This window comes from Psychrobacter sp. AOP22-C1-C5, from assembly GCF_052378885.1.
In the GTDB taxonomy this organism is placed as follows: domain Bacteria; phylum Pseudomonadota; class Gammaproteobacteria; order Pseudomonadales; family Moraxellaceae; genus Psychrobacter.
In genome coordinates this window covers 1-26663 of the sequence record NZ_JBQSYC010000011.1, presented here as the reverse complement: position 1 = coordinate 26663, position 26663 = coordinate 1, and the positions used below count along the sequence as shown (strand labels likewise).

The following is a 26663-nucleotide window of genomic DNA, read 5'->3' as shown; positions in this document are numbered from 1 at the left end:
ATAGCTGGGCTTTTGTTTTAAACTTATTCAGGCAGCTTCATATCACCATCAACCAGCCAGCCCATGCGGCGCATTATATAAGCGACTAGACCCGCGATCACCGCAGGCAATATGAACATCAACAAGATTATCGCAGTCCATAGCTGAGTCGTACTCATAATCCCTTGCGAGGCCTCAATAACCCCAAACACACCAACCAAACCAGCGGTGCCCATACCTGCTCCCGTCGCAGTACACGCCAGCCCAAATCCAACCGTTGCTATAGGGCCAACGACAGCACTAGCGATTACAGCCGGTAGCAGCACCAAAGGCTTTTTAAATACGTTAGGGATTTGCAGCATACTTGTCCCAAGACCTTGAGAGACAACACCACTGATACCATTGTCCTTAAAACTGGCGACAGCAAAACCAATCATATGCGCAGCACAGCCGACAACCGCTGCTCCGCCCGCGACACCGCCAAGTCCAATGGCGATACAAATAGCAGCACTCGACGTTGGCAGGGTCAATAAAATTCCAACGACAACCGCAATCACAATTCCCATCAATAATGGCTGCAACTCAGTGGCCGCTTGAATGCCTTGTCCAATAGCCGCAACAGCCGCAACAATCGGTGGATTGAGGAGCGCACAGACCAATAAAGCAACACCGCAAACCAATAGCGGCACCAATAAAATATCAAGCTTCGTCTTGCCAGCGATCCAAGTGCCAGCGCGATAGGCAAACACAGAAGTTAAATACGCTCCTATCGGATTGCCAGGTAGGGCAACAAAGGTCGCCGGTCCCTCTACTTGCGCCGTAAACAGAGTCCCTGCCATCAATGCCTCAGAATGCGCACCCAGCATACCTGCTACCAAGCAGCTGAGCATGACCAGCGTCGGTGCTTTTAGGTAATAAGCCACCCCTACTCCGATACCTGCTCCCATCAATACTGAGGCAAGCTTACCAACGGCTACTAGGGCTGGCAGGGCCAACCAGCCGCCAATTTGTGAGACAATAAGACCGGCAATGAGTGTGACAAATAACCCTAATGCCATACCCGTAAATGCATCAATAAAATATTTCTGAAAGAATGCTTTGATGACACCAGCTTGCGGTGTTCCTGAGTCAGATACAGTCATAGCCATACTCTTTGTGAAGGTTGTGATGAGATAAAACACACCGACAAGGTAAAATACCTTTGCCAAAAATAAACGATAAAAAAAGCGTCACAATGACGCTTTTTTTATTATTAAACAACCTTTAAAACCATTAAAAACTGAACAGTCTAACGACGCTGTTCAACGATAATAGAGTCAATACCATTGTTCTGTAAGCGTTGCTGGGCAGTAGCCACGGTTTGGCGATTATTCATCGGGCGTGAAATCACTTGATAAATAGGCAAACCATTACCCGTTGTGTTTTTGACAACTCTTGCATCGACACCCGCCATCAGCACTTGCGCACGGCGGCGATCTGCTTCATCAGCATCACTAAAGCTATTGATCTGCAAAATATAAGTAGCAGCAGGCTTGGCTGGTTGCGCACTCACCGTACCTGCATTGTTTGCACGATTGGCAGCATTGTTATTGGTGCTCGGCGCCTCATCATAAGTCGCATCTTCTTCAACAATAACGATGTCATTACTACCATTACTGGTTGTAGCGTTATTACCGCTACTAGGCTCAATTGTCGTACTTTCAGCGATACCAAAATTACCTGTATCATCAGGTTGAGTCACGACAACATCAGGCTCAAAAGCTGCAATATCACCTATTCGATCATTGTCACTCTCGGCAATGTCTTCATCAGGAATGGTTGCCATCTCTTGATTAGGTAAGATATCGTAGAACTCATAATCGCTATTATCGGTATCGGTATCAACGCGAGGCTGCACCTGCCTGTCAGGATCATTCTCAGCGGCACTGTCAGCAGGACTGAAGTTGAACAATGGTGAGAGGTAAATGAATACCCCTATCATAAGCGTCAACACCGCCCCGACAAACATCCATAATAAGCCTGATACGCTACTTGTTTTGCGCTTTTCAGTCGCACCTTTAGGTTTTTTGGCTAGCATGGATCTCGTTCTCCCTACTGAATCTATCTATCATCATCGAATTATTGCTATCAATCAATCATCTGTCTTAATATTACATACTAGACGGTGCAGACAACCCTAACAAACTCAGTCCATTGGCCAGTACTTGCCGTACGGCTTTAGACAAACGCAGACGTGCTTGCATAAGCTCAATCTCATCTGTATTAGGCGTTTCGCCTGACGTTAAGCTTACTGGCAAAATACGATTGGTGTCATACCAACCATGAAACAAGGCTGCCAACTCTTTCAAGTAGTTGGTCAAGACGTGTGGCTCATAGCCAGTTGCTGCGCGTAGCAAGGTTGCCGGATAACCCGCTAGTAGTTTAATCAACTCATCTTCATTGGGTGCGCTTAACAAGTTTTGCTGCGCTAAACCCACTGCATCATCCACAATGAGACCACTGTTTTGCAGTTTTTCTAATACTCGGCAGACACGCGCATGCGCATATTGAATATAATACACTTGATTGTCTTTGCTTTGAGATTTGGCAAGCTCTAAATCAAAGTCAACATGCACCTCAGGCTTACGCGCCACATAATAAAAACGCGCCGCATCGTTACCCACTTCCGCACGTAACTCGCGCAGGGTAACAAATTGACCCGAGCGTGATGACATCTGAACTTTCTCACTACCACGCCACAGTGCCACAAACTGCACGAGTACCACGTCTAAACGATCAGCATCAATGCCAAGCGCCAATAAGGCGGCTTTTACGCGTGGCACATAACCATGGTGGTCAGCACCCCAGACATTAACGACTTTATCAAAACCACGATCGAACTTATTTTTGTGATACGCAATGTCAGAAGCAAAATAGGTCGATTGACCATTGGCACGGCGGACAACGCGGTCCTTTTCGTCACCAAAGTCAGTTGACTTAAACCAAATATTGCCGTCTTTTTCGTACAGATAACCTTTTTCATCCAAGATTTGAAGTACTAGCTCAATTTCGCTATCAATAGATCTTTCACTGAACCAACACTCGTAGCTCACTCCAAAATCATTTAAGTCATCTTTGATATCAGCCAAAATGCTACTCAATGCTGCATTTAAAAACAGCTCATAGCTGTCACCAAGCAAAGCTTTGCTATTGACTATCAGACCGTCGATATGCGCTTCTTTATCACCCGATAGCAGCACTTTTTCGCCGTCTGCATTTGTCTCATATATGGCATCTGCTGGCACGCCTTTAACCACTTCATTAAAGCTATGTACATAGCTGTCGCCGTGCTGCACTTTTAGCGTGCCTGCGATATCACGGACGTAATCACCGACGTAAGCGTTTGATGGGAAAGTAACAGTTTCGTCATTGGCTTCTAGATAACGCAAATAGGTACTGGTCGCTAAGATATCCATTTGTCGACCCGCGTCATTGACATAGTACTCACGCGTGACATCGTAGCCAATTGCCTCTAACAGGTTTGCCACGCTCATGCCAAAGGCAGCACCGCGCCCGTGACCAACATGCAGGCTAGACGTTGGATTGGCAGAGACAAACTCGACCTGTACCTTTTGTCCGTCAAACTGATCACTTAAACCAAAACGATCTTGCAAACGGAAAATATCGTCTAGTACAGCAAATTTGGCTTCAGCATTTAAAAAGACATTAATAAAACCTGGGCCTGCGATTTCTACTTGGCGAATGTCTTGGTTTTCAGGCAGTGCGCCTACGATTTTTTCGGCAAGTTGGCGTGGATTGGCTTTTGCAGCTTTGGCCGCAGTCAGCGCGATATTGCTGGCAAAATCCCCATGACTAAGGTCTTTAGTACGGGTAATTTGGCTGTTATTTTGCCAATCAGCTGGTAGAGTGCCATCAGCTTGTAGAGTGCGGATAGCATCATTAAACAATGAGGCAAGTGTATCAATTTGGGCTTGTGACATAGGGTTTTGAACTCAGTTAAATAAACAACAAAAACAGGGCAAAAATGTGGCGAATGTGAGCAGTCGATAACTGCTTATTATAATAGCGACCGACATTGCAGTGGATAAAAAAAACGAAAAAATAAGTAACCTATAAATATAGCAATCTTTGGGCTTTATTGCACCATTTGAGCCAAAATTATCACTAAAATCTTACGCGGGTCAAACCTACCGATTGTAGCGTTACTGTTGTTCATACTGAGCAGCAGTTTATACCCGTCCGCTTCCACGTTATAATGATCGTTTGTATTGCGATGCTTCTAAAGAACGATAATAGACGCCACGTTACTACTTTATAGGATTATGCTATGTTTGCTATTGCTGCCAGTACCGTCACTTCTTGGGGACTGTACGTTTTATTACCCATATTCATCGCGTTCTTATTTTTTATTGTCTGGGATATCTCAAAAAAATCTGAAGCTGGGCGCGCGGGTACTTTTTGGATCTTTTTAGCGCTAGGTGCAGGCTTTGTTGGCTTTTTACTCAAGCTACTGCTCGAACTCGCTTTTCAACAATGGTATATCTAAACCCATCGGTTGATTGCGCTTTTTCTACTCTAAAGACGGTTTGCCAAAACAAAGTAGACATATCTTAGCGCTTCAAAAGACTGCTACCTCTTTGCAATCAAAGTTGCACGCATGGGAGCCGGATACCCTTCGATGGTTTTGGTTGAATCATTAGGATCTAAAAAATCTGCTAATGAATGATAGTTCATCCACTCAGTTTTGCGCTGCTCCTCAATCGATGTCACGGCCACGTCAACGCAGCGAACCTCTGTGAACCCAACCTTTTCCAACCAGCCGACTAGCGCTGCAACTGACGGTAAAAAATACACGTTATTCATTTGCGCATAGCGATTATGCGGCACCAGAACTGTATTGGCATCGCCTTCAATCACTAAAGTTTCTAGTACTAGCTCACCGCCTTTTACCAATTGCCCTCTAAGCTGTTGCAGATGCTCAAATGGCGACTGACGGTGATAGAGCACGCCCATACTAAATACGGTATCAAATAGCTGACTGTGCTCAGGCAAGGCTTCAAGTGGCACTGGAATATAATGGGTACGGTAGCCATCACCACTACCGACAAAATGACGAATCGCCATAAACTGATGATAAAACAAGCAAGACGGGTCGATAATGATAACGGTATCCGCACCAGCGCCTGCCATACGCCAGCCATGATACCCTGAGCCGCCGCCAACATCTAAAATGCGTCGTCCTTTTAATAGGCTCAAGTGCGGCGCGACCCGTTGCCACTTCCAATCACTGTGCCACTCGGTGTCTATAAATATTGGCTCACTTTTATTCTTATCATCTTTATTTTCATCCTCTTTATTCTCACTATCTAAGTCACTACCAATCTGAAACGGCCCTTTGCGCCATGGCATCAGCTGCTTTAACAATGCCGTCGCTTGCTTACGCTGAGACTCACTCAACGTCGCTTCAATCGTCAATACATCGCTGTCCAACCTAACCGCATCGACCGTCAATGTCGGCAAACGTGCCACAGACGCTTGATAAGCAGGGGCATGAGCATAGTTGGCTTTGTCTTTGATAGCATTTAACCACGTTGGTAATCGCGTGAGCCACTCGTAAGCGCTCGGTTGCTGCTGCGCCAATGCCAATAAGGTTAAATACAGTTCGCGTTCAGCGCGAGTGATCGTGTCGTTAAGCATAAAAAGGAATTGCCGTTTAAATCAAAAGAGTGTATGAGAGATAATTTAAAAAAGGTTCAGCGTTATTTAAACGCCACGATAGAGACAAAGTTTAAAAACTGAAACCATGTCAAATGACGCGCAAAGCCTACTTGATCTAACCGTGTATGATGCTCGTCTAAGGTATCGGTGATAAGGACGTTTTCTAGCGCATTGCGTTTGCCACTGATTTCCATTTCGGTATAGCCGTTAGCGCGTTTAAAATCATAATAACGCTCAACCAACCACGCATCGTATTGCTCATCAAACGCGTGAGTCTTTTCGGTCAATACCAATATGCCGCCTTCATTCAGTGCATTATAAATCTTTTCTAACACCGCGACCCTATCAGCGGCTGGCAAGAACTGCAACGTTAAATTTAAAATCACCATATCGCATGGCTCAAACTCAATATCGCGAATATCTGCGGTGATGACTTCTATATCATGCTCAGGATAATTGTCACTTAATAAAGTCGTCGCCTCAGTCGTCATCGCTGGTGAAATATCAATTGCTTTGATTTGCAAATCTTGCGGCTCATACTCGCCTGCCAGCGCCATACTGGCTGCCCCAAGTGAGCAGCCCAAGTCATAAATACGGCTAACACGCTGACCGCTATCGCCTTGCTGACGATACTTACAATGACGACGCGCAAATAGCGGTAACATCGCGAGCACTTGACCATAACCAGGCACACTGCGACGAATCATATCGGGAAAACATGCCACTACTTGCTCATCAAAAGAAAAGCGCGCGGCTTTATCCAATGGCGTGGTAAATAAGATGTCATGTTTAACGCTAGCAGGATTGGATTGGCTCATGGATGACTCGTTTTTTGGTAATAAAAATTAAACTAGGAAGTAATTGGCGATTTTCACAGTGTTGCTAATTGGCTGTTAATTAAGAGTAGGTGAACGTAGCAAAAGCCCATTATAACATTACTGTTTGTTACTTATCGCCATGAGATGCCCTGCTAAGCTAAGTGCATATTGCTGAATGCATAATATATGATTCAGATTTTATATTTATAACAATAGGAACAAACTATGCAAACCATTATATTAGGCGGCGGTTGCTTCTGGTGCACCGAATCTGTGTTTTTATCAGTTAAAGGCGTGCAGTCTGTCGTTTCAGGATACATGGGCGGTGATGCTGTCTCTGCCAACTACGAAGCGGTCTGTAGTGGCGACACTGGACACGTTGAAGTAATCAAAGTCGAGTTTGATGATTCCATCGTACCGTTAGAAGTGATACTCGATGTTTTCTTTGCAACTCATGATCCCACTACAATGGATCGTCAGGGCAATGATGTCGGCAGCCAATACCGCAGTGTGGTGTTCTACACTGATGAAGACCAAAAACCAACGATCGATCGCACGATTAATAAACTGCGCGATATGGGTGTCAACGTCGTCACTGAAGTGCATCCTGCGGTTGAATTTTATCAAGCGGAAGATACTCATCAAGACTTCTTTAATAGAAACCCAGGACAGGCTTATTGTAACTTTGCCATCCCACCAAAATTGGCTAAATTACGTAAAGAATTCAGTCAATACATGGTCAATTAAATGATTGATTAGAAAAATCATTCTTGATAAAAGCCAAACCCTTGTAAAATAGGTGTTTGGCTTTTTATTGCTTTAAACACGCTCAATTAAGACGTTATGATCTAGTCGATAAAATAGATATACAGAATTATAATGTGTGACTGGTAAAAAATTTTGTCGCCTCTATCGGCGTAGGCATATACACAAACACAGCAAGGAAAAAAATTATACCAGTCACCTTGTATCTTTTTATAGTGATCTGACTATATTGATATCAACACATACCTATAGGCTTATGTTATGAATCCAGAATTTTGGCAAAAGCGCTGGCAAGAAAAGCGTATCGGCTTTAATCAGTCTGAGGTTAATCCATTATTGATAAAGTATTGGCCAGCGTTAAACGTACCAGCAGATAGTCGTATCTTTTTGCCATTATGTGGCAAATCGATCGACATGGTGTGGCTAGCGGCACAAGGCTATGATGTGGTTGGTGTGGAACTGGTAGAGTCCGCTGTGCGGGAATTTTTTGCAGAACAAAGTATCGAACCTACCGTGCATCAGCATTTAGAGAATCCGGCGATTAAATGTTATCAAGGCAAGCTCGAAGATAGTGAGCGAAGTATTACGCTATGGGTCGCTGATATCTTTGCATTGACATCAAAAGACATCGGCAATATAAGTGCGGTTTATGATAAAGCAGCATTAATCGCCCTACCTGCTGATATGCGTTCCGACTATAGCAAACAGATACGTAAAATTAGCGGCAATGCTCCGCAACTCTTAATCACATTAAATTATGACCAAAGCAAAAAAGACGGGCCTCCCTTCTCTATCAGTCATGAGCAGGTGCAGCAGTACTATAGTGAGTATTACCAAATTACTGAGTTGGCAAATGAGCCTGCCTCGATTGGTTCTGTACCTAACTTAAAAGTTACCGAGCAGGTTTGGTTGTTGAGTGATGAATAAGTAGATGATGAAGTTTTATAGTCGATGCTGAATAAAATGGATACACGACCCTATACGGCGGCACTGGGATAAATCTTTGTTAGCCTCTGTCGCCGTAGACACAGCAAGCAAGAAAAATTTGTACCAGTTTCGCTATATGAATTTTATATTGACCTGACTATACCTTGTTTTTATAAAGTAACTTGATGCCCCCTTTATCGTTATCTTTACTAAAATCTTCCCCAACATTACACCCATATCAACCTAGCGTAATTATTTATAGCCCTAGACCTGCGATATCTTTTCTTTGTCCGAAATATTGGTTACTCTTAGGCATTGCTATCATATTGAATTTTTGATTGTTTTGTTCACATTGCCACTTCTACTATTTATAGGATATTTTCATGCGTTTGACTCCTTTGTCTACCTTATCGCTACTGAGTGTCGCTGTCGGTCTCAGTTTCGCCAGTACCGCACAAGCCGCCAGACCACCAGCGCCAGACTTATCCAATAGCGAGTTTCAACAGTGTCTGGATAGGCTACAAAACTCAAGTAAGTTTAGCGGCGTTAACAGCTCTACCTTCAACAACTATCGTCCGAGCCAGCCTGACCCTAGTGTGATTCAATCACTCAATTATCAGCCAGAATTTCAAAAAGACGTTTGGGATTATCTGTCAGTGCTCGTAGACAAAGAACGTGTCGAAGATGGTATTCGTGCCAAGCGCCAATGGGGCGACACGCTTCGCCAAATCGAATCCCGTTACGGCGTAAAGGCTGAGCACGTATTGGGCGTGTGGGGCGTAGAATCTAACTTCGGTCAAACACTGGGCAAAAAGCCTTTGTTTGAGTCTTTAGCGACACTCTCATGTTTTGATCGTCGTCAAAGCTACTTTCAAGGTGAATACGCCAATGCGCTAAAAATCGTGCAAAACGGCGATATTGCACCAAGCGATATGACAGGATCTTGGGCAGGTGCTTTTGGGCAAACACAGTTTATGCCGAGCACATTCTTGGAGCTGGCAGTAGACTTCGATGGCGATGGGCGTCGCGATTTGGTCAATAGCGTACCAGATGCGCTTGCTTCTACTGCTAATTTCTTGGATAAGCGTGGTTATCGTACGGGCGAGCCTTGGGGCTATGAAGTCAAACTACCTAGCGGGTTTTGGGGCGCCTCCAACCGCAAAGACAAAAAGTCTATCAGTCACTGGCGTAATCAAGGTCTAACACTTGCTAATGGTAGCCCACTGCCTTCTGATTTGAGCAGCGCAGGCTTGTTTTTGCCTGCGGGTATGGAAGGCCCTGCGTTTTTGGTCGGTAAAAACTTTGATACCTTCTATTCGTACAACGCTTCAGAAAACTACGCATTGGCAATCGCCCATTTATCAGACCTGATCACTCGTGAAGACAGCAGCAAAACTGACTTTGTCACTGCATGGCCGACAAACGATCCTGGCATCAGTCGTCAGCAAGCCAAAGACATTCAGCAAGCACTACTAAACGCGGGTTATGATATTGGCGGCGTCGACGGTATTATCGGTGACGGTACTCGTACTGCTATTCAGCAATATCAGTCAAGTCGCGGCATTTTTCCAGCCGATGGCCGCGCAGGCCAGAAGTTTTATCGTGCCATCATTGGCAACACTGCCCCTAGTACACAATCTGGCAATCAGTACAGTCAGCCATCAAGCAGCCAACCGTTACAACCTGCTACTGCCGATCGTATGGGACAACTGATTCAGCAACAAACAAGTAGTCCAAATACTTACTCAGCACAGCCATCAGCTCAACCATCGACCTCTGGTAATACGCGTTATCGCCGCGTCACAGATGCCAATGGTACTGTGAAGCTTGTACGTGTGGATGAAGGTTCGTAATGTAATACGTATCTTACAAGTCAGACTTACAAAAAAGGCCACGCTATGATTAGCGTGGCCTTTTTTATGATCTGTACTCTTTAATAATTACTCAACAACTTTGACGTTTTAAAACTTATCTAAACGATGGGTGGCGGATTTGGTTTACCGTTATCACCATTCCAGTTTTCACGTGCTTTGTCATCCAAATCGGCTGGTGTTTTTAGTTCCCACTTGCCATTTTCTCGCCAAGTTGCATCGCCCCAGTCCGCATCTTCTTCTTTTCTATCAAGCTCTTTGTACACCTGGCTTGGATCAATGCCGCGACGTTTCATGTCTGCCACTTGTTCTTCTAATGTATGAAACTTCTCAGCGTCATGCATAGACTTTTCTAAACCTTCTAGCTCTTTCTTTAATGCGTCATTATTAGAGTTACTCATTGTCTACTCTCCTTAAACAGTCCGTATTGTCTTATATTTTTTGCATTGTAATAGCAATATAAATTTAAATCTGATTTATCCTATTATTACGAGTCTCAGACTGATTCACAACCATTGACTCGTATGCTTTGTATTACAAAACGTAGTCATAGCTACAGACGCATTCGTATAACTACTAAAAATGAGAAGGTTTTGAAGTAAAAAAATGACCGTATTACTAGAGGGGTGGCATAGTTGAAAGGCGAAACGGACGTTTAAAGTTATACGTCTTCGCTATTCAACAAATTTTTTGCATAATAGGTTAGTTTCCAAAGCTCTTGCGATACTCGAGTACCATAAGTGGTTAACTGTATCCAATTGCCGCTAACCAATTGCCGCTGTAACTTGTTTAAGTCCTCTTGAAAAATCTGACAACGTGAGACGGCATGAACGTTTGGCATGTCTTGCTTAACGTCTCGTTCAGCTTTGGACGCGATTAAACGATTGATGACGCTTTGCAATCCATAACTAGAAAAGCTTGTCGGTATTTTCATCAAAACAATTAAGATTTCCCGCCATGTCAACGTCATGGTTCTGTTCACATCCGTTAAATTACCGCCTTCATAAGCCTGAGCACTATAGTGAATGTCAAAAGTCTCTAGTAACGCGATCGGTCTGCTTACACTGTCCGTCATGGAATCATCATCAGCATGACTGTCTTTTTCGACACGATCTTCTATCTTGATAGTCTTATTAGGAGATAGAAGTTCGGCAAACCTTTCAGACACTGTTTGTCTGCCAAATTCAATCATCTCTTCGCTGGCTCTTACCCAGCCACCACTTACTTTATGATCGCTCACCGTATTATAGTAAGCTTGCACAATTAGCTGCTCGACATCTTCTTCTGTATTGTAATAATAAATCTGATTGTCTTGTCTAACCACTGACTTAATAAACTCTTGCAATTGGCGACTGACGCTTGCATCTTGATGATGATTTTTAATCAAGATGATGAGAGGTTTGAGTTTGGCTTTGGCATTCAAGTAGCTTAAATGCATTTGGCTCACGCCAGTTTTTTGCACCGTACCGTAACTGTCGCCAATAATCATCAATGCATAATCACAAGAATCAATGCATTGTCGACCGTATAACGATGCTTTTGGCAATTTGCTCGACACATCATAAGTCAAAAAAGCACGCGCCTGAAAGAATACCGCTAAACTGTCTAAAGCTAGCAATTGATCGTTGTCAGCGCGTATGACATGAATATGATAACGGCGATTTGGCACAATTACCTCTAGACTTAGGTTGTGACACAAAAGAATATGATATAAGACAAGCAACAAATATTTTGTTTCGCACAGCCTAGCATACTCTTATAAAAATGAGCTTAGTTTATTTTTATAAAATCTATATCGAGATTGCACTATAAATTTAATAGTAGCAGTAACAGCTATTTAGAGTAGTATTCTACTACTGTTTCTTTGCCAAGCAAGCGCTCTATCAAAATACTCAGTTTATTATCATATTTAGTGGCATAAAAAGTTAATGGATGTTTATTATAGACATTTGTTTTATATTTTATTTCTAATTGATAATCGTTTTCTTTATAATCAAACCGTGCTGACAGTTCGTTAGCGACGAGTAGCTGCTCAACCCGTATAGCAATCGCGTGTCCAGAGTCGACTACGTGCATGGATAGCTGTTGCTGGGCGATCTCATCTAATAAAAACGCTTTAAAGAACGGATAATGAGTACAACCTAGCACCAACTGATCAACACCCTCCTCAGCAAACGCTTTTAGCTGCTGACGCAAACATATGGCCGTCTCATCGTTCTCTGGCATACCCGCTTCTACCCACGGCACTAGCTGGGGATCAAAATACTTAATGACTTCTGTACTATTAGGCAAAGCAACGTTATTGATGACATCGTTAAGCAATGCGCCATTCAACGTGGCTTTGGTCGCTAATACCGCTACATGACCACTCTTACTGGCCAATACCGCAGGCTTTAAGGCAGGGACTAATCCCACAATCAATAAGTGCGGGTAACAACGTCTTGCTTTCTCCAGCGCATAAGCTGAAGCACTGTTGCAAGCCATGACGATAAGCTTACAGCCCTGCTGGCATAGCCACTCCACCGCTGTCATAGTCAAGGTCTCGATATCTTGACTCTCACGATTGCCATAGGGTACATTTAACGTATCAGCATAATAGACGTAACGCTCAGCCGGCAGTTGCTGCGCTAGATGTAAATAAACTGATAAACCGCCGATGCCAGAGTCAAATACGCCAATGGGAGCATTGCGGTCACTATTCGTTACCACTGTATGAATAACAGCTTCATTGATATCTGTTTTGATAGCGCTCTCAAAAGCCTTGTCATCGAAAGCCTTGTCATCAAAAGTCACTACGTGTGTTTTAACTCTAGCCAGTGAATTGTCTGTGGTTATATCCATCGTTACTCTATCGCCATTTTCGTACACATATCGTCGTCTTCTTTATCCTACTTACAGAACCTGCTACTAAACCAATCATTTTCTAAGCTTGTCAGATAGCAAATTGGTTATGCACCAAACCAACCATGAAACCGTTCATTGTCATCTACCCTTTTGATAAATAGGAAGCTCAATTCTGACCAATGGTTTCTCACTAGTTATATTCTCAATTGGTTGGCATCGAAAGCTGGTAGGACTTACCCCCACTCTGTAAGGTCAAAATCGTATCACCATGTTCTTCTGTCAATTCACCAATTTCGGTTAAATGATAAAAAGTATTACGACCGATAAGCGCAGTCAAACTATTTCTTACAGTCATGTAAGGACGTATCGACGCATCATCTGCAACTTCCTGATTATTTTCATTACTATCGGCAGTGCTTACCTTGTCTATCGTACTGCTATCGCTGCTTTTAGAATGATACGCCTCTAGTGTGATTAAATGCTCATCATCGAGCCGTACTACATCACCAGTTGTCGTGGTAAATTCCAACCAACTTTCATTACCTTCATTGACGATACCAACATCATTTATTAGTAATGGCGCATCTTCCACTTGGATACGGATTTTTTGTACAGGTGTCTTTAAGAAGTATTCAGTAATACCATTATCTTCTTCTTTCCATAAAATTGAAGCAAATAAGCTAACCAATGACTCACGAGTCACTTTACTGCCTTCGTGCCGCCATTCGCCATTTGCCTTTATCACCAGATCCATGTCAATCACGCTTTTAGGATCCCATTTCTCTAATGGTGGTATCGCTCGTCCAGTACGCTCTCCTGCCTCGGCTTTTAGATACTCGCTAAGTGCGTCGATGTTATTTAGAGTGGACAGCTTGTCATTCGTGGCCTTGGTCATAGCCTCATTATTTTCAGTGGTATTACTTGCGTCGTTATTCATGATGTAATCCTTTACTTAGTATTCAAAGTTTGGCAAATCTATTATGACTATAAATTTTAGTTTCGCGTATGATGAGATAAAATCGTTCTAACGCCCTTATTATTTCAAGCTTACCTTAACATCGATACTCATAAATGCGTGTCGTGTTTGTAGGATTTTTCTTTTATAATGAGTAACGGTTTTTTATTGCCATGGTCAAATGGGTGTTGTATTAACGACACATTTTACGTTATGTATTGATATCCTTAGATGAATTGGTCCGCGTAGCAATGTGGTTGAAGAATGCTATTAAGACCGTTTTATCGGGCAGCCATATGTCTGAGTAAAGTTAGCGCCGCAAGTCTATTATTCAAGTGTTAAGCTAATGATGCCCTGAGATAAGCCACTAAAAGTTTAGGAGTAGGTATGCAAGAGCAAGACAATCAAAAGCCAGTCATTGATGGTGACACTGTGAATACTGACACATCAGTAGCGACAGAGACGGCACATTTAGAGACAGCAGAGCAAACAGAACTGACAAAAGCAGCAACCGTTGAAGAGGTCGCTGTAGAAGAACAGACGACTAAAGCCGCTGCTATAGACGAAGTAGAGCCTGCTGCCGAACCTGAGATTGAACGTGAGTCAATGGAGTTTGACGTCATCGTCGTTGGCGGCGGCCCCGCCGGCCTCTCTACTGCTATCCGTCTGCGTCAACTCGCTATCGAAGCTGGCAACGATGAGTTTATGGTTTGCGTAGTCGAAAAAGGCTCTGAATTTGGCGCTCATACGTTATCAGGTGCGGTGATCGAGCCACGTGCGTTAAATGAGCTGATACCAGACTGGAAAGAAAAAGGCGCACCGCTGAACGTGCCAGCAAAAGAAGATCGCTTCTATTACTTAAACTCAGCCACACGCTCGACTAAAGTGCCTGACGCTTTGATTCCAGCACCGATGCACAATAATGGCAATTATATTGTGTCACTAGGTAATGTGGTTCGCTGGTTAGCGGTACAAGCAGAAGAGCTTGAGGTTATGATGTTCCCAGGTTTCCCTGCGGATGACATTTTATATAATGATGACGGCTCAGTACGCGGCATACTAACTGGTGACATGGGTGTGGCTGCCAATGGCGAAACCAAGCCAAGCTTTGAGCCTGGTTATGAGCTTCTTGCCAAATATACAGTTTTTGCCGAAGGCAGCCGTGGTCATCTAGGCAAACGCTTGATCAGCCGCTTTGGTCTTGACAAAGACTCAGATCCTCAGCATTACGGTATCGGTTTAAAAGAGCTGTGGGAAGTTGTGCCAGAAAAACACGAGCAAGGCGTCATCATGCATGGTCTTGGCTGGCCATTGACTGAAACTGGCTCAACGGGAGGCTGGTGGTTATACTTTGATGAAAATAACCAAGTAAGCTTTGGACTAGTTGCTGATTTGTCTTATCACAACCCATACATGTCACCTTTTGATGAGCTACAACGCTTGAAGACGCATCCAGTTATCAAAAATGTGTTAGAAGGCGGTAAACGTATTTCTTATGGTGCGCGCGCCTTGACTAAGGGTGGTTTGAACTCACTACCAAAATTCACTTTCCCAGGGGGTGTATTGGTCGGTGATGAAGCTGGATTCTTGAACCCAGCCAAAATCAAAGGAACCCATACCTCGATGAAGTCAGGTATGCTCGCTGCCGAAGCTATCTTTGAAGCATTGCAAGCAGGTCGTCAACATGACGAAGTTGTTGCTTATAGCACTATGTATAAAGAATCATGGCTCTATCAAGACAACTACGAATCCCGTAACTTCTCACCTGCGATGCATCGTATGGGTCAATTCATGGGTGGCGCGTTTATTTTTATCGAGCACAACCTACTAAAAGGTAAGATACCTTTTACGATACATGACAATACCCCAGATTACGACCAGTTAGAGCGTGCCAATCATGCTTACAAGCCAACTTACCTAAAGCCCGATGGCAAATTGGTATTTGACAAACTGTCATCGGTTTTCATCTCCAATACCAACCACGTTGAAGATCAGCCAACGCACTTAAAACTGACCGATCCAACCGTACCTATTTCAATTAATTTACCGTTGTATGCTGAGCCTGCACGTTTATACTGCCCAGCTGGCGTATATGAAGTCGTAAAAGATGCGGAAGGGGCTAAGTTTGTGATCAATGCGCAAAACTGTGTGCATTGTAAAACTTGTGATATCAAAGATCCCTCGCAGAACATTACTTGGGTGACGCCAGAAGGTGGCGGCGGTCCTAATTATCCAAACATGTAAGCCATGGTTGGAATGACTATCGCTTTAATAAGTTAATACCAAGCTAATAAAAAACCGCCCTTCAAGGGCGGTTTTTTGTACTCATACCTTTAATAACTAAGATTAGTCTGTCCAAGCATCACGGTTGGCTTCATCTCTTAGCTTCACAAAATTATTGGGGTCAAATTTAATTTGCTCACCTGTTTTGCCCTCTTTTACCTGACGCTCATAATCACGCAGTATTCTCAGTGCCACTGGCGAGAGTAGTAAAATAGCAAATAAGTTGACCAAGGCCATCAATCCCATTGATAAGTCAGCGAAGTTCCAGATTGCTGGTAAGCTGGCAATCGCACCCACAAATACCATACCGAGTACCATGAAGCGGAATATCATGATCATAACTTTGGCATTTTTGGCACCAGAGATAAATTCAAGATTCGACTCGCCATAACTGTAGTTGGCAATGATAGAGGTGAATGAGAAGAAGAAAATAGCAATGGCAACGAATATAACGCCATAGTCACCAACGTACTGCGATAAGGCCAACTGAGTCAGCTGAATCCCTTCTTGCTCGACACTTGGGTCAACTACGCCTGACAATATGATGATTGACGCTGTTGCTGTACAGATAACCAGAGTATCTATGAAAACGCCCAGCATTTGCATGAACCCTTGCACGGCAGGATGATCAGGATGGCTTTTTGCCGTGGCAGCGGCATTTGGTGCTGAACCCATACCTGCTTCGTTCGAAAATAAACCACGTTTGATACCGTTGATCATCGCTTGAGCAATACCATAACCAATCACACCGCCCGCTGCTTGTTCGAAACCAAAGGCTGATTTTACAATCAACACAATTGCAGCTGGGAATTGACTAAAGTTAGTGACAATAATAAATAGGGCCAACAATATATATAAAATCGCCATGACAGGTACGACCTTACCTGCAATACGAGCGACTGAACGTAAGCCACCGAATACCACTGGGGCAACCAGTGCTACCAATACTAACCCTGTCATCCACGTTGGAATACCAAAAGCTTCATTGGTAGCCTGAGCAATCGTATTTGACTGTACACCGTTGAATGCCAGACCAAAAGCAACCAGCAAACATAGCGAGAAAAATACCGCCAGCCAGCGCATGCCCAGACCTTTTTCAATATAATAAGCAGGTCCACCGCGGTATACATTATCGTTGTGCGGTACTTTATAGGCTTGCGCTAAGGTTGATTCAATAAAACTGGTCGACATACCAACAATTGCAGTCATCCACATCCAGAATACAGCACCTGGGCCACCAAGGTAGATCGCAATCGCGACACCTGCTAAGTTACCTGTACCAACGCGCGCTGCCAATGACGTCATCAGTGCTTCAAATGAGCTGATGCCACCATCTTTACGACCTTGGTTTGAAACACGCAATAGTTGCCACATATGGCCAAAATGACGAAACTGAATAAAACGTGTAGCAATGGTAAAATAAAGACCAGCCCCAATCAGTACGAACATCAATAGTCCATACCAAGGATTACTAGCAATCAACCAATCATTGTTACCCCAAATAATACTAACACCATAATTTACGATATTGTTGAACCAACCTGCTATCCCTTCGTTCATACGAACTCCTCATTTATACTTTATATAGCTTATTTGTATATCGTACCGCTATCTTTCTTAATGAATTCAAACATTAAATAATTCTATCTACAATGTTTGATTTCGAAATTTCCTACGCATTCTATAGATATTCAGCTGTTTGCGATATCACATTTACTAATTAACCTATAACGATTATTTATAAAATAAATGTTATTTACACTTGATATCCTATAGAATCTATTGGGTAACAATTTAGCATGCCAAATGAGACCGTTGCCATACTGTTTCAGTAGCGTTAACGGTTAGTCTGGTTTCTACCGTACTAATTTTTATGATATTGATTGAGAACTATAAATAATCATTTATAGTGACCTTTATTTAATATTGTTAAACTGATTTAATGAGCATTTATGCAAATTCAGTCATTGCTATAACTGGTTAAAACGTTAAAAAAATTAAGCGCTTGTCAGGAAGACGAGATTATGTAAAAGACAGCGGACTGTCCTACCTCCTCTTTCTTCCTCGCTACACTTTATTTTTTCATATAATGATATTAATTAAAGTGCCCAAAGCAATACTTAATAGTTTAGTCATTATTTTCAGGTAAATTATTTTTAGCAATTATACATGCTATTACGTACTATAAATCTCATTGTTTATAATTCTCATTTTATAAGACAGTATGTTTCTATTTTTTCAACAAGTTGCACGATAAAAGATAGTTGCAGAATTTGTCGTATCTTATGTTGTTTGCATTATTGATTTTGACACATTCGACACTAGCCCTCTATTCAGCGAATTTTTTACAGATCGACTGTTGCTGTGATCGACTAATGCAAAACTATCACAAGGTATCAGGATGAGACCAACAATAATATTTTAGGTAAGACAAAAGGAGTTGCTCTATGGAAAACCACAACGATTCATCCGGATATTGGCGTGCCAATATCCGTCTCATACTAGGTAGCCTATTCGTATGGGCCCTATGTTCTTATGGTTTTGGAATTTTATTACGTCCTCTGTTAACAGGCATTAGAATTGGCGGTACTGATCTGGGCTTTTGGTTCGCTCAGCAAGGTTCTATTGTGGTATTCATCATCTTAATCTTCTTTTACGCGTGGCGTATGAATAAGTTAGATAAACAATATGGTGTAGACGAGGAATAACGCTATGAGTCAATTTGTAATTAATATTATTTTTGTTGGTCTGTCCTTCGCTCTATACTTCGGTATCGCAATCTGGGCGCGAGCTGGTTCGACCAGCGAGTTCTATGTGGCAGGGGGCGGTGTACATCCCGTCGTCAATGGTATGGCAACAGCCGCTGACTGGATGAGTGCTGCGTCATTTATCTCAATGGCAGGTATCCTCGCTGCTGGTGGCTATGGTGCATCAACATACCTGATGGGTTGGACTGGGGGTTATGTACTTCTAGCGATGCTCCTAGCACCATATTTACGTAAATTTGGTAAATTCACGGTTCCTGATTTTATTGGGGACCGTTTTTACTCTAAGACTGCTGCTATGATTGCGGTGGTGTGTTTGATTATCGCGTCAACCACTTATGTTATCGGTCAGATGACAGGCGCAGGCGTTGCTTTCTCGCGCTTCTTAGAAGTAAGTAATACCACAGGTCTACTGATTGCTGCTGTCGTTGTTTTCTTTTATGCCGTACTTGGCGGTATGAAAGGTATTACTTATACACAGGTTGCTCAGTATGTCGTTCTAATGATTGCTTATACCATTCCTGCCGTATTTATCTCACTTGAGCTAACTGGCAACCCAATCCCAGGTCTTGGTTTATTTTCAACCCATACAGAATCTGGTATGCCTTTACTGGCTAAGCTTGATCAGGTTGTAACTGACCTAGGGTTTACAGCATATACTGCTGATGTGCCAAACAAGCTTAATATGGTGCTATTTACCTTATCGCTTATGATTGGTACAGCAGGCTTGCCACACGTGATTATTCGCTTTTTCACTGTACCTAAAGTGGCGGATGCACGTTGGACCGCTGGTTGGACGTTGGTATTTATCTCGTTATTATACTTCACAGCGCCTGCAGTTGGTGCTATGGCACGTTTGAACCTGATTGATACTATCTATCCACAAGGTGTTGAAGCAGAGGCCATCAACTATGATCAACGTCCAGATTGGATGAGAACATGGGAAGCTACTGGTCTTATTAAGTATAACGATCTAAATAATGATGGTCGTGTTCAGTTGTACAATGATAGTGGACTTGGTGCGGCTCAGATAGCACTTAATACAGCAGAAACTCAAGGTGGCGATGTTGCAGCAGCCACTGCTGCCGTCGAACAGGCTCGTACTGCTCATGATCTAGAAATCGATGGTCGCTTTGCTAATGCAGGATGGGCGGGCAATGAGCTAGACGTTAACGCTGATATCTTAGTATTGGCCAATCCAGAAATCGCTCAGCTTCCACCATGGGTTATCGGTCTGATTGCAGCAGGTGGTTTGGCAGCAGCACTCTCAACAGCTGCGGGTCTACTATTGGCTATCTCATCAGCGATCAGTCATGATTTGATTAAGCGTAACCTAAACCCGAACATCAGTGACAAAGGTGAACTACAAGTAGCACGTATCACCATGGGTGTGGCGATCGTCGTTGCCACTTGGCTTGGTATTAACCCACCAGGTTTTGCGGCACAGGTGGTGGCATTGGCATTCGGTATCGCAGGTTCCACCCTCTTCCCTGTGTTGATGATGGGTATTTTCTCTAAACGTATCAATAATGTTGGTGCCATCGCTGGTATGCTGACAGGTTTGGTTGCAATTTTGGTTTATATCTTTATCTTCAAAGGCTGGTTCTTTATTAGTGGTACAGCAAACTTCCCTGATACAGAAGAGTATTGGTTGTTTGGTATCTCGCCATTGTCATTTGGCGCAGTTGGTGCACTACTTAACTTTATCGTGGCATTCGCTGTATCTTACGCCACTAAAGCACCACCATTACATATCCAAGAGCTGGTTGAAAGTGTCCGCTCTCCACGTGGCGCTGGCGGTGCAGTCGACCACTAAGCGCACGACTGAGGATATATTTTCAGTTAATATATATCACTCACAGGCAGTCGATGCTTGTGAGTGATTTTTTTATCCTATAATTATATAAAATTTTTAGGCTTCTGCTTTACTACATACGCTTAATAAAAGCACCCAATTGAAAGTGCTTATCAAATTAAGGAAGATTTTATGCTTTTTGAGTTTATCGCTACCATAGCTGCGGCATTTGGTATGGCTGGGCTGGCACTGATCATAACTCACCTCAGTAAACTGGCAGGCAAACGTACGCCAAGATGGCTGCTCCCCTTATTCGCTGCTATGGGTATTTTTGGGTTTCAAATCCACCAAGAATATCATTGGTATGAACAGCAAGTGGATGAATTACCAGAGGGCGTGCAAGTTGTGAAAACAGCTGAGAGTACCGAATGGTTTCGTCCGTGGACTTACGTCAAACCGCAAATCCTACGTTTTATCGCTGCTGATATTGGCAATGCGAGCGTACAGGTAGACAACCCAGACATACATCTGGTCAATTTGTATCTGTTTGAAAGACGTAGAAGTGTACAAAAAGTCCCGCAAGTCATAGACTGTAGCGCGCCTGCGCGTGCCGATTACATCTTACCTGAAAAAGACAGCACACTGACACTTGATGAACACGTAAAACAGACAACAGCGTGGCGAGATTTGGCAATAGATGATCCGTTATTCACCAGCGTTTGCAATGGGTAGAGCGACCTTGTTATAAGTTCAAAGGTAGCACTATCATATACAACCATGGTAAAAACAGTTCAGTCGCCTTTATATGCTTTGCCTTTAATAACGCTTGGAAACTGAAGAATAAGTGTGTTTTGAGTTAGCGCCTAACAGTAGACCTGCACATAAACCACCGAAATGCGCCGCAAATGAGATACCTTGTTGCGGCATCAACCCTTGCTTGATAGTGAGCCAATAACCAGTGCCCATGATAATACAAGCGAGTAGATAGCCCCAACGACGCGCAAATATTGCCCCGCCAATCATATAACCGAGCATAGCAAAACACAGTCCTGACGCCCCGATATGAATAGAAGATGGGGAACCAATAATCCAAGTGACCAATCCAGATGCGACAATCAGTTTGAGCACGGTACGATAGGCATTTTTTTCAAACAACCCAAACAAAAACAGAATTTGTAATAATGTCAATGTATTACCAAGCAGGTGTGAAAAGTTACCATGCATCGTCCATGATGCAAACACCCCTACCATACTACCCACATCAAAGGCACGCGGAACGATACCGAAGATATTCCACATACCAAACAGCACTACTTCATTTAAAAAAAACATGCCCCACATTGGTATGAGTACAAAAGCATATAAACCAATAACTTGCTTTATTCGTACCATGACCAAGTTGAGCAATTGCTGCCACTTCATATAATGCCCTATCGATTTAATGTGATTTTTTAGATCTCTTTAATGACGCACTGCAAAAAGTGGACGCTCTACCGGTTTGAAAGCCAACAATGTCACGTCTTCATTGGCCGTCAAATAACTGTCACCATGTAACAATGAGGTCGAATGATAAGGCACCAACGCCGTAGGAATAAAATTACGCGCCGCATCGATATGCTTGATCGAATCATCAAAAAAGATATGGGGTGCAAACGTTTTTAGCACCGCCGTTTTGTCTAGACCACCCAAGAAAAACGCCATATCGACATTGACGCCCCACTCTCTTAGCGTTTTAATCGCCCGTAAATCGGCAGGTGCATTACGAGCAGTAACCAGCGCAATCTTGATAGGAGAATATTTAAGACCCACTGGCAAACGCTCCTGTAAGCCTGATAATTTAATCAGTAGTTCGGCATAAGGACCTTTTTCAATCGGTAAATCACGCATCTGTATTTCACGATCATGGAAAGCACGCAAACCTTTTTGTTTATAAAGCAACTCGCCTGAATCATCAAATAGTACTGCATCCCCGTCAAAAGCAATACGCAACTGATTGGTATCTAACTCATAAGTATTGACAGGCGTCGCGTCTAAAATTGCACAAGCACAAATATTGGCATCTGCGACCTGCTGTGCATCCTCTCGATTGGTGGTCAAGAACAGATCAACATTGAAGTCTTTAATATAAGGAGCAATAGGGCTACCCGAAATAAACGCTGATCGTGAAATCGTCAGTCCATGCTCAAGGATAGCATTGAGTACTTGAATACCAGTATCTGGACTGCTTTTTGAGACAATCACTACTTCCACTAATGGCGCTTCAACTTCTGAATCTTGCAAGCCCTCATCATGACAATAGTTATTCAGATTTAACAATGCCTTAATAAGTGGGTAGCCAGCGCCAGTAACTAAAGGGTCATTCTCACGTTCAGTCATATAGTCGCGAAACTCTTTTATCGCGCTTGTAGGTCGCTGTTCTAATAGCTGTAGTAAATAGCTCTCAGACTCCGTCAAATCGAAAAGTGCAGTTGCAGAAATTGCGACTATTAGCGTGTTACTAAAATCAACTGCCATGAATCTCTCTACTTATAAAATGATAAATACGGAAATATCAGTCAGTTTACTACATTCGTAAGCCTTTAGAATGATAAGAAAAGTTATCGCCGTGCAACATACTCTATCAGTAAAAAAGCCATATCGTTGTGACAACAATATGGCTTAAAAGGTAGGATTATCATAAAACCAGCAGTTGTCTTTATTAAACTGTTTTAATCAATATTATGCTTGAGTAACACCTAGGTTAACAAAACCAATGATATCGCTGGGAAAGCCACCAAAATTACCAGTCGGATGATGTCAGAGAAAATAAAGGGTGCAACCCCGCGGAACATATCAGACAGCTTAATATGAGGCGCCATCGCTTTAATCACAAAGATGTTCATACCCATAGGCGGCGTAATCAGGCCAAGCTCTACCGTCAAGACGGCAATGATACCGAACCAAACGGGATCGAATCCTAAAGCCACAATAATGGGATAAACCACTGGAATGGTAATGACCAGCATTGCCAAGGCATCCATAAACAACCCAAGCAAAAAGTACATGATCAAAATACAGATCAATACAACCATGGGACTCACTGACAAAGTGCCAATCCAAGTCGCCATCGTATAAGACAGACGAGATACTGAGATAAAGTAGCCCAACGCTTCTGCGCCTAGTAACATAAAAAAAACAACTGCTGATAATGCGAGCGTTTCAATTAATGATTGCTTTAGACCTTTTATACGCATGCCTTTGGCAAAAGCATAAGCCCATGATACAAAAGCACCCACTGCTGCACCTTCTGTTGGCGTAAATAAACCGAAGAAAATACCAGCAATAATAATGATGAAAATAAAGCTAAATGGTATTAGACCTGTCAATGAAAACAGCTTTGCTTTCCAAGTCGTTGACTCACCGCGACGCGCTAAATGCGGCTTCCAGCGCACCATAATCATAACCGTAATAGAATACATCACCATGCCCAAGATACCGGGCAAAAAACCTGCGATAAACATATCCCCAACGGATTGCTGAGTTAAAATAGCGTAGACCAGCAAAGCAATACTCGGCGGAATCATGATACCTAACGTGCCACCAGCCGCCAAAATCCCGCAAGCAAAACCTGGCTGATAACCGTACTTCTCCATTTGAGGTAGTGCAACTTTTGTCATTGTTGAAGCAGTCGCTAAAGAGGAGCCTGAAATAGAAGCAAAGATACCAGAAGACCCAATACCGGCAATACCGAGGCTACCTCTTACTCCGCCAAATATGGTTCGAGTGGCATCAAATAATTTGCCTGCCATACCCGAATGGGTCGCAAAGACACCCATTAAGATGAATAACGGAATGGCACTAAAGTCATATTTTGCCAACACATCTACTGGGATGTCTTTGAGCATTTGCAGTGCACCACTTGGCGCAGTTACCGCACCAAAACCCACGAGACCCACACCCAACATCGCAAGTGCGACTGGCACTCGCAAGACGACGAGTAAGATCATTACAATTAAGCCAATGCCACCAATAATTTCTGGACTCATGCGCCTGTCTCCTCGGCATCAAAGAACTCGCCTGTTTTGAAGATATTAATGGATTCGATCAGCGAGCGAATGGCGAGTAAGAGACTTAAAAACGCACTAAATGCATAGATAGGCATCATTGAGATTCTAAGGTCTTGAGTGACTTTACCGTATTCTACGGCGTCGATAGCACTCTCATAGAGACCCCACGAAAAAACAATTCCAATGACGAAAAAGCCAAGCATAAAGGCGCCCATCATATAGCCTTTGATGGCCTGAGGCATTTTTTGAGTAAAAATATCAACAATGATTTGTGAGCGCTCTACGAAAGCGGCAAAGGCAGCAAGCAAAGCAAATAACATAAAGTAAGAAACAATCTCTACGCTACCTTTGACCGTAAATCCAAACTCACCACCAGTGAGCTTGAATATATAACGAGCTGTCACATCCAACATGGTCGCTAAAACAATAATAATGAGACTAATACCACCAAAAAATTGGCATAACCTAGAAATAAGCGTGCTAATTTTGATTAATAATGCCATTTGACACCTCCTATAGGCTATACCTTACAGGCTACGCTGGCGGCTTTCGCTTTTTCATAGACACCATCTGCATCTAAACCCAAAGCCTTGACATCACTTAAATATTTATTAGTGCCTTTTTCGAGTGGTCCTTTCCAATTGGGATCGTTAAGCGGATCAGGGATTTCGATAATTTCATCGCCTTTGTCTTTGGCAGCTTGTATGGCCATTTGGTCATGCTTATCAAATACTTCACCTACCTTATTGGCAAGTGCCATGCCTGAATTTTTATCTAACACCTGTTTTAGATCGTCAGGCAAGCTGTCGTACTTATCCTTATTCATCGTGACCATAAGCGCGGAGCTATAGAAAGGGATATTGGTATGATACTTTGTGATCTCGTCAATCTTAAACGCTGTTACTGCTTCCCAAGGGAAACTCAGCCCATCAACGACACCGCGCTGTAAAGAGGTATACATGTCATTGGCAGGCAGTCCGACAGGCGATGCACCTGCACTTTCAATAATATCCCCAGCGACAGCAGAAGGACGACGAATACGCATACCTTTCATATCTTCAGGCGTTCGAATCAATTTATCGGTGGTATGAAGGGAACCTGGCCCAGCGCCATACATGAACAGCAAATGCGTGTCCTCATACTCACTAGATAGCGTGCCATCATCATAAAGAGTTTGTAACATGCAGCCCATTTGAGTGGCTGAATTTGATAAACCAGGAAGCTCAGTGATTTGAGTTAAAGGGAAGCGGCCATTGGTATAGCCATGGGCTTGTGAACCGATATCTATCGTACCTTTCGCAGTAGACTCATAAGTAACATCTGCTTTAGCAAGACCTGCTGAAGGATACAGCTCTATTTTTAGACGTCCATTAGAATCTGTTTCTACTTGTTTGGCCCAAGGTTCAAAGACTTCTGTACTGATAGAAGAAGTTGCTGGCCAAAAATGAGAAAAACGCAAAACAGTGGTGTCTTTCGAGGTTGATGATGAACCATCCGTAGTATCACCAGATTGATTGGAACAGCCTAAAAGGCTAATAGCTGCCAATGCACCAATTGAAAAGAGAGGAGCTAGTTTCATTATCAATTCCTTTTGATAATTATAAAAGTAGGTATAACGCTTATATTTAGTAATTTAAAGCAATAAAATACTAATTTATCTAATCAGTCATAACTTCCTTGCTATGAACTAAGATAAGAACGTTGTCTAAAATTATCAGCTAAAATGATATAAGTCAAATCATTTTAATAAAACAGATAAGTATAATGCTTAGAGAATGAAACGCATAAGTAACCCCCCGCCATCCAACGCTTGTAGGCAAAGAGAGTAGGGATTGGTCAAGAGGGGGTAAGAGCAAAGCCGTGTTGCGGTGTCTTTTTCTAGGGAGGCAGGAGTATT

General features: G+C 43.0%; 23 protein-coding genes. 8 read left to right on the top strand and 15 right to left on the bottom strand.

Annotated features, from left to right (window positions below):
- Positions 1 to 23: 23 nt before the first annotated feature.
- The 3 genes from ACT3TH_RS12075 to argS form a co-directional block, all read right to left on the bottom strand.
- Positions 24 to 1121 carry a PTS transporter subunit IIC gene (locus ACT3TH_RS12075; protein ID WP_444756082.1) on the bottom strand — a complete coding sequence of 366 codons (1098 nt, stop codon included), beginning with the start codon at positions 1119 to 1121 and terminating at the stop codon, positions 24 to 26.
- Positions 1122 to 1267: 146 nt separating this feature from the next.
- On the bottom strand, positions 1268 to 2056 hold the full coding sequence (locus tag ACT3TH_RS12070; protein WP_444756081.1) for an SPOR domain-containing protein: 789 nt from the start codon (positions 2054 to 2056) through the stop codon (positions 1268 to 1270).
- Positions 2057 to 2129: 73 nt separating this feature from the next.
- Complete coding sequence (gene argS / locus ACT3TH_RS12065) at positions 2130 to 3959, bottom strand: arginine--tRNA ligase (RefSeq protein ID WP_444756080.1); 1830 nt, start codon at positions 3957 to 3959, stop codon at positions 2130 to 2132.
- A 347-nt stretch (positions 3960 to 4306) separates the two neighbouring features.
- Here argS and ACT3TH_RS12060 point away from each other — a divergent pair, with 347 nt between their 5' ends.
- Positions 4307 to 4525, top strand: coding sequence for a DUF2788 domain-containing protein (locus ACT3TH_RS12060; protein WP_444756079.1), 219 nt, complete (start codon positions 4307 to 4309; stop codon positions 4523 to 4525).
- An 83-nt stretch (positions 4526 to 4608) separates the two neighbouring features.
- On the opposite strand, the gene cmoB is transcribed toward ACT3TH_RS12060, so the two are convergent.
- Together cmoB and cmoA are read right to left on the bottom strand one after the other, a co-directional pair.
- Positions 4609 to 5676: a tRNA 5-methoxyuridine(34)/uridine 5-oxyacetic acid(34) synthase CmoB gene (gene cmoB / locus ACT3TH_RS12055; protein WP_444756078.1), complete on the bottom strand. Its 1068-nt coding sequence runs from the start codon at positions 5674 to 5676 to the stop codon at positions 4609 to 4611.
- A 62-nt stretch (positions 5677 to 5738) separates the two neighbouring features.
- A complete protein-coding gene (gene cmoA / locus ACT3TH_RS12050; RefSeq protein WP_444756077.1) occupies positions 5739 to 6515 on the bottom strand; it encodes a carboxy-S-adenosyl-L-methionine synthase CmoA in 777 nt (258 codons plus the stop codon).
- A gap of 225 nt (positions 6516 to 6740) precedes the next feature.
- Here cmoA and msrA point away from each other — a divergent pair, with 225 nt between their 5' ends.
- The 3 genes from msrA (at position 6741) to ACT3TH_RS12035 (ending at position 10060) form a co-directional block, all read left to right on the top strand.
- Positions 6741 to 7262, top strand: a complete 522-nt coding sequence (gene msrA / locus ACT3TH_RS12045) for a peptide-methionine (S)-S-oxide reductase MsrA (RefSeq protein ID WP_444756076.1) — start codon at positions 6741 to 6743, stop codon at positions 7260 to 7262.
- A gap of 279 nt (positions 7263 to 7541) precedes the next feature.
- Positions 7542 to 8207 (top strand): thiopurine S-methyltransferase, encoded by a 666-nt coding sequence (tmpT, locus tag ACT3TH_RS12040; protein WP_444756075.1) that lies wholly within the window; start codon positions 7542 to 7544, stop codon positions 8205 to 8207.
- A gap of 383 nt (positions 8208 to 8590) precedes the next feature.
- Positions 8591 to 10060 carry a lytic murein transglycosylase gene (locus ACT3TH_RS12035; RefSeq protein WP_444756074.1) on the top strand — a complete coding sequence of 490 codons (1470 nt, stop codon included), beginning with the start codon at positions 8591 to 8593 and terminating at the stop codon, positions 10058 to 10060.
- Between the two features lie 119 nt (positions 10061 to 10179).
- Here ACT3TH_RS12035 and ACT3TH_RS12030 read toward each other — a convergent pair whose 3' ends face one another.
- From ACT3TH_RS12030 to ACT3TH_RS12015, 4 genes are all read right to left on the bottom strand, one after another.
- Positions 10180 to 10479, bottom strand: a complete 300-nt coding sequence (locus ACT3TH_RS12030) for a hypothetical protein (RefSeq protein WP_444756073.1) — start codon at positions 10477 to 10479, stop codon at positions 10180 to 10182.
- Between the two features lie 260 nt (positions 10480 to 10739).
- The gene (locus ACT3TH_RS12025) at positions 10740 to 11747 is read right to left on the bottom strand and encodes a DUF4062 domain-containing protein (protein ID WP_444756072.1); all 1008 of its coding nucleotides are present in this window, start codon (positions 11745 to 11747) and stop codon (positions 10740 to 10742) included.
- A 164-nt stretch (positions 11748 to 11911) separates the two neighbouring features.
- On the bottom strand, positions 11912 to 12919 hold the full coding sequence (gene murI, locus ACT3TH_RS12020) for a glutamate racemase (protein WP_444756071.1): 1008 nt from the start codon (positions 12917 to 12919) through the stop codon (positions 11912 to 11914).
- 205 nt (positions 12920 to 13124) lie between these two features.
- A complete protein-coding gene (locus ACT3TH_RS12015; protein WP_444756070.1) occupies positions 13125 to 13859 on the bottom strand; it encodes a DUF1285 domain-containing protein in 735 nt (244 codons plus the stop codon).
- 405 nt (positions 13860 to 14264) lie between these two features.
- Between ACT3TH_RS12015 and ACT3TH_RS12010 the strand changes: the two genes are divergently transcribed.
- Positions 14265 to 16121, top strand: a complete 1857-nt coding sequence (locus ACT3TH_RS12010; protein ID WP_444756069.1) for a 4Fe-4S dicluster domain-containing protein — start codon at positions 14265 to 14267, stop codon at positions 16119 to 16121.
- A gap of 102 nt (positions 16122 to 16223) precedes the next feature.
- On the opposite strand, the gene ACT3TH_RS12005 is transcribed toward ACT3TH_RS12010, so the two are convergent.
- Complete coding sequence (locus ACT3TH_RS12005; RefSeq protein ID WP_444756068.1) at positions 16224 to 17720, bottom strand: alanine/glycine:cation symporter family protein; 1497 nt, start codon at positions 17718 to 17720, stop codon at positions 16224 to 16226.
- 887 nt (positions 17721 to 18607) lie between these two features.
- Between ACT3TH_RS12005 and ACT3TH_RS12000 the strand changes: the two genes are divergently transcribed.
- The 3 genes from ACT3TH_RS12000 (at position 18608) to ACT3TH_RS11990 (ending at position 21452) form a co-directional block, all read left to right on the top strand.
- Complete coding sequence (locus tag ACT3TH_RS12000; protein ID WP_444756067.1) at positions 18608 to 18868, top strand: DUF4212 domain-containing protein; 261 nt, start codon at positions 18608 to 18610, stop codon at positions 18866 to 18868.
- A gap of 4 nt (positions 18869 to 18872) precedes the next feature.
- On the top strand, positions 18873 to 20741 hold the full coding sequence (locus ACT3TH_RS11995; protein WP_444756066.1) for a sodium:solute symporter family protein: 1869 nt from the start codon (positions 18873 to 18875) through the stop codon (positions 20739 to 20741).
- A gap of 171 nt (positions 20742 to 20912) precedes the next feature.
- The gene (locus ACT3TH_RS11990) at positions 20913 to 21452 is read left to right on the top strand and encodes a hypothetical protein (RefSeq protein ID WP_444756065.1); all 540 of its coding nucleotides are present in this window, start codon (positions 20913 to 20915) and stop codon (positions 21450 to 21452) included.
- 84 nt (positions 21453 to 21536) lie between these two features.
- Here ACT3TH_RS11990 and ACT3TH_RS11985 read toward each other — a convergent pair whose 3' ends face one another.
- The 5 genes from ACT3TH_RS11985 to ACT3TH_RS11965 all read right to left on the bottom strand — a co-directional run bounded on the left by ACT3TH_RS11985 (position 21537) and on the right by ACT3TH_RS11965 (position 26345).
- Positions 21537 to 22142 carry a rhomboid family intramembrane serine protease gene (locus ACT3TH_RS11985; RefSeq protein ID WP_444756064.1) on the bottom strand — a complete coding sequence of 202 codons (606 nt, stop codon included), beginning with the start codon at positions 22140 to 22142 and terminating at the stop codon, positions 21537 to 21539.
- Between the two features lie 39 nt (positions 22143 to 22181).
- A complete protein-coding gene (locus tag ACT3TH_RS11980) occupies positions 22182 to 23234 on the bottom strand; it encodes a 5'-nucleotidase (protein WP_444756063.1) in 1053 nt (350 codons plus the stop codon).
- A gap of 221 nt (positions 23235 to 23455) precedes the next feature.
- Positions 23456 to 24745, bottom strand: a complete 1290-nt coding sequence (locus ACT3TH_RS11975) for a TRAP transporter large permease (RefSeq protein WP_444756062.1) — start codon at positions 24743 to 24745, stop codon at positions 23456 to 23458.
- A complete protein-coding gene (locus ACT3TH_RS11970; protein ID WP_444756061.1) occupies positions 24742 to 25269 on the bottom strand; it encodes a TRAP transporter small permease in 528 nt (175 codons plus the stop codon). Before ACT3TH_RS11970 ends, ACT3TH_RS11975 begins: the two co-directional genes overlap by 4 nt.
- 17 nt (positions 25270 to 25286) lie before the next feature.
- Positions 25287 to 26345: a TRAP transporter substrate-binding protein gene (locus ACT3TH_RS11965; RefSeq protein ID WP_444756060.1), complete on the bottom strand. Its 1059-nt coding sequence runs from the start codon at positions 26343 to 26345 to the stop codon at positions 25287 to 25289.
- Between the last annotated feature and the right edge of the window lie 318 nt (positions 26346 to 26663).